The organism is Neisseria sp. Marseille-Q1983, assembly GCF_018224585.1.
GTDB classification, from domain to species: Bacteria; Pseudomonadota; Gammaproteobacteria; order Burkholderiales; family Neisseriaceae; genus Neisseria; species Neisseria polysaccharea.
Map to the genome: position 1 here is coordinate 1 of NZ_JAGTUI010000074.1, position 4,552 is coordinate 4,552.

Consider the following 4,552-nt stretch of genomic DNA (forward strand, 5'->3'; position numbering starts at 1 on the left):
GCAATCTGGTTTGGTTCGGCGATTATTACGGTTGGGGCAAACTGAGGAGCGAAACCAACATATCGGGCACTGCTCACCAACCCTTCCGATTGCAGAACCAGTATTGCGACCGTGAGACGGGGCTGCATTACAACTTCTTCAGGTATTATGAGCCTGATGCGGGTCGGTTTGTGAATCAGGATCCGATTGGGTTGATGGGTGGGGAGAATCTGTATGCGTTTGCGCCGAATACTCAAACTTGGGTTGACTTTTTAGGGCTTGACAAAATATTAACGAAAGGAGTTATTTATCGATCAGGATCAAATAGTAATATCAATTTAACTCCTCGCCCTGGTAAAGATACTACTACTGGTTTATCTGCATCTTTAAATAAACAACCTGGTAAATGTCAAGCTATTTATGTATGTAAACTTCAAGGAAGTGGGCTTGAGGCAGTCAATGATCATGGACGACACGTTTCCATTCGTCCTGTAAACGATCCCAATAAATCAAAGCTTGTTGAATGGGCTAATACTCGTGAAAATGCTGCTACAAATCCATCTATCTATACTCAGAAACTACAACAAGCAATCCCACAGAATAATACTAGTTCCAGATCATATCGGTTGGTATCTCGTGGGAGTGGCAGAATGGGGTGTGTAACTTGCAAGCAAGGTCCAACTCATCGATTCACTATAAATAATCTATATCAGTAAACTGGATACAAAACTATGGAAGATTTAAATAAAAATATTTTAGATTTAATGAATAATTACTCACAAATACTAAGTCGAAGAAATGAAATTCACAAAGCATCATTTTTTCAATTAAATAATCAGCCAAATAAAAATCATGAACTAGGCATTTCTATTTTATTAAAAGAAGAACTACTAAATGAAAAAGACATTGATTTATTTGATATCATATTAAAATATGAAGAAAAGGAACCTATAAATATCTATATTCATGAAGTTAGTATTTGCACATCTGACGGAATCATATATTTAGAATTTTCTAATATGATGCTTTTAAAGAAAGATTTTATTCGTTTCCTTAGATTATTTTTAGATGAATCCATAAGACTATATAAAAAAAATGTAATTTTGTATCTTACCCCTAGTGAAACTTAGATTAGATAAGTATTCAACAAAACATTAAGATGTATAAATAAACTTTCAGACGACCCTATTCCTCAGATAGAGTCCTAAGGATTAGCCATAAAATCATCCAGTTCTATGTTGTCTTAAGGAGTTATGCTCTAGTCCGTACCCTCGGCAACCTGATCCACCGCGAGCTGGCCGACGGCGAAGTGCAGAACTACTTCTACGATCTGCATGACCAACCGGTTAAGGCCGAAATCTTCAAAAAAAACGGCACGAAAGAGACTTGGGCCTACACCTACGATGCCTTGGGCAGGAGGATAGGCAAAGGCCGTCTGAAAAACGAAGAAGTTTCAGAAACGTCATTCCCGCATGATTTAAGCGGGAACGGCCTCGAAGAGGAAACCGGGTTTGTTTGGGACGGCAGCCATTTGCTGCAGGAAGTCCACCCGGACGGCAGGTATACTTATCTCTACACCGACCAAGACTCCTACGAACCTTTGGCGCAGGTCCGCAATTGGACAACCGAAGACGGCGAAAGCAGACAACAAATCCACTACTTCCACTGCGACCAAATCGGCATCCCACGTGAGATGACCGATAAGGACGGCAATCTGGTTTGGTTCGGCGATTATTACGGCTGGGGCAAACTGAAGAGTGAGACGAACATAACGGGAACGGCGCACCAGCCGTTCCGGTTGCAGAACCAGTATTGCGACCGTGAGACGGGGCTGCATTACAACTTCTTCCGTTATTATGACCCTGATATCGGGCGGTTTGTGAATCAGGATCCGATTGGGTTGGAAGGCGGGGAGAATCTGTATGCCTTTGCGCCGAATGCGCAAAACTGGATAGATCCAAGTGGAAATATAGCTTTTGTACCAATTCTGATTGCGATGGGAGTAGGTGCACTCACGGGTGTTGCTGCTGATGCTGCCATGCAAGTTGGACAAAATGTTTTTGAAGGCAAACCATTGGATTGTATTAATCTTAATCAAATTGCTGCTAGTGCTGCACTTGGGGCAATTATTCCTCCTGCGTATAAATTAACAAAATGTGCGGCTCAAGTCGCTAAAAATGCTAACTCATTGAGGAAAAATTCTAAGGCGGCTAAAGATTTGAAGAGGAAATATGATCAATTATTTGGAAAACCTAACTCTGGAAAACTTCGTAGAAGAACAGGCCGAAAACTGAGTCGAACTGATAAGTCTATTAGTAATAATAAATCACAAATGAAGAAATATGGTGCTATTGGTGCGGGAGTATACGGTGCATCCAAAGTAGTTAAAGAAATTGTAGGAGGTGAAAAACAAAGTCTATTTAGTAATTCTTCTTGTGAATGAGTTATGATTATGATAAAGAATTTTATAGATTTTTTTAAAGAAAATTGGTTTAATATTTTAATATGGTGGATTGCATTTTGTTTCATAATGGGGTTTTATGCTTCGACTGATATTAAATTTAACTTAATTAGTATTCCAATATTTTCTTTCTTTATGGTAACTCTTTTCTTTTTAGAATTAGATAAGATAAGATTCGGTAAATGGATATATATTATTGAAATATTAATTGGAATATGTTTAGGTTTGGTAATACAAATTGGCAGAAGTAAAGTTACCCTTCTTCAAGGTGCTATATTTGGAGGAATATTAGGTTTAACTACCCCTTTATGGGTAAAAGTATTCCTATTCTTAAAAGAAAAAATAGGAGATTACGTATAAACAGCAAGTGTAGTTGGATTGAGACCTAACACCCCGTAAGCAAGCCGTAGCCCGCATGTAGGGTGCGTACCCCAAGGCACACACGCGGTCTCTTGTTCCAATGACTTAATCAGGCCGTCTGAAAAAAACCTTTCAGACGGCCTAAGTAATTGTGTTCTTTAATAACCCGATTTCCACGGCTGCTGCCGCGACGGCTATTAGGAACAACTATTATTAAAGGTAAAGCTGCACCTCAAGGTTTGGGGTTGCCTGGTGGACAAACACAAAAATATATTAATGACTTAGAAAGGTTAATAAGACAATGAATCAGGGGCAATTTATAAAAAAGATTAATATAGTTTTAGTCGAAATTGATAAAATGATTAATAATTGTGATGAATATAGTTATACAAATAAACAGCAGTTGATTTCTATAAAAAATGAACTATATGACATGATTAATTATCTAAATTCAGAAAGTATTTTTCAACAAAAAAAAGGAAAAGAATTTTTATTGTCTCGGATAGTAATTGATTCTTGGCCATTTAATAATGAAGTTGGTAAACTCCTTGTAGAATTAGAAGAAGATTTCAATTCTTTGACAAGAAAAATATAAAAATGTCTAAATTAAAAACTTTGAATGAAACTCCTTTGGACTTTCAAGAAAAATTTTTGTTTGACAAATGGGAAGTCAGTTACCTTGATTTGATGGAAGTAAATCAAGGTTCTCCCTTAGTTGGAAGTCTATCCATTAACGGTCAAGTTATTATTAAAGAACAGGGGTTTGGAGGGCCTTTGTTGTATTTCAATAGAAAAATATATATTCCAGTTTTCATTAGACGATTTTGCGTTGTTGGATTTAGGCTTGCAACATTAAATTTAGATGATTTATCAATTGAGTATATTGGAGGTATCGAAGACTTGGTTTACCTGAAAGAGATAAAAGGTAATAGAATTTATTTCTATACAGATATATATAAAAGCACAGAAAAGAATTTAACTTTATATTAACAAATATATCTCAAGAATATGCTGTAAACAGCATAGCCAAAGAACTTCCATGTTAATTAATTTTAAGGAATTTATTCAAAAGTATTGGATAAGTATTCTAATTTCATGGATTTGTTTTTGGTTATGGATGGCCTATTATGGAGATAACACGATAGTTAAGTTGGTCGTGTTTCCGATTATCTCTTTCTTTCTAGTTATTTTATTTCATTTGGAATTAGAAAGAAAAAATATTAAATATCTATCTATCTCGATAAAACAATTAAAAAAACGTCTAAAAATCATAGGTGATATTATGAAAATTTATAAATATATAAGTATTTTTTTATTATATTTATTTATATATATAATTTTATTTATAATAAACCCTTGGATTTTGGAATTAATTAATATTACTATAACACTTCCATGGTCAATTATTGAAGAAGATATTATTACTCATTTAGGACTAAATCTGAATCCTACTATTGATAATATCTTTTATCGAAGAATAATACACTTTGCTTACGGATCAATTAGTTTTTTTATAAATATATTTCTTTTATACAAACTTATATATAAGCTTAAAAAAATTTTCAAACTATCCAAACTTAATTAAGTTTCGAATATTATGCTTTTACAAGTGTAGCAAGCCGTAGTCCATATGAAACCTACAATCCTGACATAGGGTGCGTGCGGTACGCATACACACGGGTTCTGCTTTTCAAATGCCCCATCCCCAACAGGAGCAAGCCGCCATGGCCGTCAATAAAATCGCCCGTAAAA

At 35.4% G+C, this 4,552-nt stretch carries 6 protein-coding genes; all 6 read left to right on the forward strand.

All coding sequences use genetic code 11. The features are described 5' to 3' along the window. A partial coding sequence (locus KEM39_RS11715; protein WP_249182753.1) for an RHS repeat-associated core domain-containing protein occupies window positions 1-695 on the forward strand: 695 nt, incomplete at its 5' end. Between the two features lie 15 nt (window positions 696-710). Beyond that, window positions 711-1,109, forward strand: a complete 399-nt coding sequence (locus KEM39_RS10810; RefSeq protein WP_211710016.1) for a hypothetical protein — start codon at window positions 711-713, stop codon at window positions 1,107-1,109. Between the two features lie 179 nt (window positions 1,110-1,288). Continuing rightward, entirely contained in the window at window positions 1,289-2,422 is a 1,134-nt protein-coding gene (locus tag KEM39_RS11720; RefSeq protein WP_418030223.1) for an RHS repeat domain-containing protein, read from the forward strand. 9 nt (window positions 2,423-2,431) lie between these two features. Next, window positions 2,432-2,800, forward strand: coding sequence for a cytochrome C biogenesis protein (locus KEM39_RS10820; RefSeq protein WP_211710017.1), 369 nt, complete (start codon window positions 2,432-2,434; stop codon window positions 2,798-2,800). A gap of 301 nt (window positions 2,801-3,101) precedes the next feature. After that, entirely contained in the window at window positions 3,102-3,395 is a 294-nt protein-coding gene (locus KEM39_RS10825) for a hypothetical protein (RefSeq protein ID WP_211710018.1), read from the forward strand. A 2-nt stretch (window positions 3,396-3,397) separates the two neighbouring features. After that, a complete protein-coding gene (locus KEM39_RS10830; protein ID WP_211710019.1) occupies window positions 3,398-3,790 on the forward strand; it encodes a hypothetical protein in 393 nt (130 codons plus the stop codon). Window positions 3,791-4,552: the final 762 nt, after the last annotated feature.